At 75.1% G+C, this 1296-nt stretch carries 1 protein-coding gene and 1 pseudogene; both read left to right on the forward strand.

Features of this window, described 5'->3' with window-relative positions; all coding sequences use genetic code 11:
* Positions 1–708 (forward strand): NAD-dependent epimerase/dehydratase family protein (locus FV230_RS28405; RefSeq protein ID WP_147844734.1); only part of this gene is annotated, 708 nt, incomplete at its 5' end.
* Positions 705–1296, forward strand: a pseudogene (locus tag FV230_RS28410) (hypothetical protein); the annotation flags it as partial. The gene FV230_RS28405 and the pseudogene FV230_RS28410, both read left to right, overlap by 4 nt.

Here is a 1296-nt window from a genome sequence, read left to right on the forward strand (position 1 = left end):
GTGCCGGCCATCGCCGAGGCGGCCGCGCGCCGCGGCCGGGCGCTGCACGACGTGCGCCACACCGACGAGACCTTCGCCACCGGCAAGGGCACCAAGCGCCCGGGCCGCCGCCTGCTCGCGGTCGGGACCGATTGCTCGGTCGGCAAGAAGTACACGGTGCTGGCGCTGGAGAAGGGGATGCGCGCGCGCGGCATGGACGCGGATTTCCGCGCCACCGGGCAGACCGGGGTGTTCATCTCCGGCCGGGGCGTCGCGATCGACGCGGTGGTGGCCGACTTCATCTCCGGCGCGGTGGAGTGGATCGCGCCCGCGGCCGACCCGAAGCACTGGGACCTGATCGAGGGCCAGGGCTCGCTCTACCACCCGTCGTTTGCCGGCGTCAGCCTCGGGCTGCTGCACGGGGCGCAGGCGGACGCCTTCGTGGTCTGCCACGAGCCGAGCCGCACGACGATGCGCGGCGTCCAGCACCCGCTGCCCTCGATCCGCCAGGTGATCGACCTGACGATCCAGCTCGGCAGCCTCACCAACCCCGGCATCAGGCCCACCGGCATCGCCGTGAACACCCAGGCCCTCGAGGAGGATCCCGCCCGCGCGCTGCTCGAGAAGCTCGGCGCGGAATACGGCCTGCCCGCCACCGACCCGGTGCGCTTCGGCGTCGAGGGCCTCGTCGACCGGCTGATCGCCGAGTTCCCGGAGACCGCGCCGTGAGGCGGCTCGCGGTCGCCGTCGAGCGCTTCCCGATCGCCGGCGCCTTCACGATCAGCCGCGGCAGCCGCACGGAAGCCGTGGTCGTCACCGCGCGGATCGCCGACGCCGAGCGGGCGGTCGCCGGCTGGGGCGAGTGCGTGCCCTATCCGCGCTACGGCGAGAGCGTCGAGAGCGTGGCCGCGGCGATCGAGGAACAGGCCGACGCGATCGCCGCCGGCCTCGGCCGCGCCGAGCTGCTGGAGCGGATGAAGCCCGGTGCGGCGCGCAACGCGCTCGACTGCGCGCTGTTCGATTTCGAGGCCAAGGCGTCCGGCCGCCCGGCCTGGGAGATCGCCGGGCTCGCGGCGCCGTCGCCGGCCACCACCGCCTACACCCTGAGCCTCGGCACACCCGAGAGCATGGAGGCGGCCGCGCGCGACGCGTCGGCCCGCCCGCTGCTCAAGGTGAAGCTCGGCGGCGCGGGCGACCCCGCGCGCATCGCCCAGCGGCAGCGCCAGCCCCCCGTCGAGAGCGGCCCCCTCCCCCTCGCCCGCCAGGACCACGCCCCCGGCACCCCGGATTACCAACGGGGCGCCAACGCCAAGGTCA

Source organism: Methylobacterium sp. WL6 (assembly GCF_008040095.1).
Taxonomy (GTDB): domain Bacteria; phylum Pseudomonadota; class Alphaproteobacteria; order Rhizobiales; family Beijerinckiaceae; genus Methylobacterium.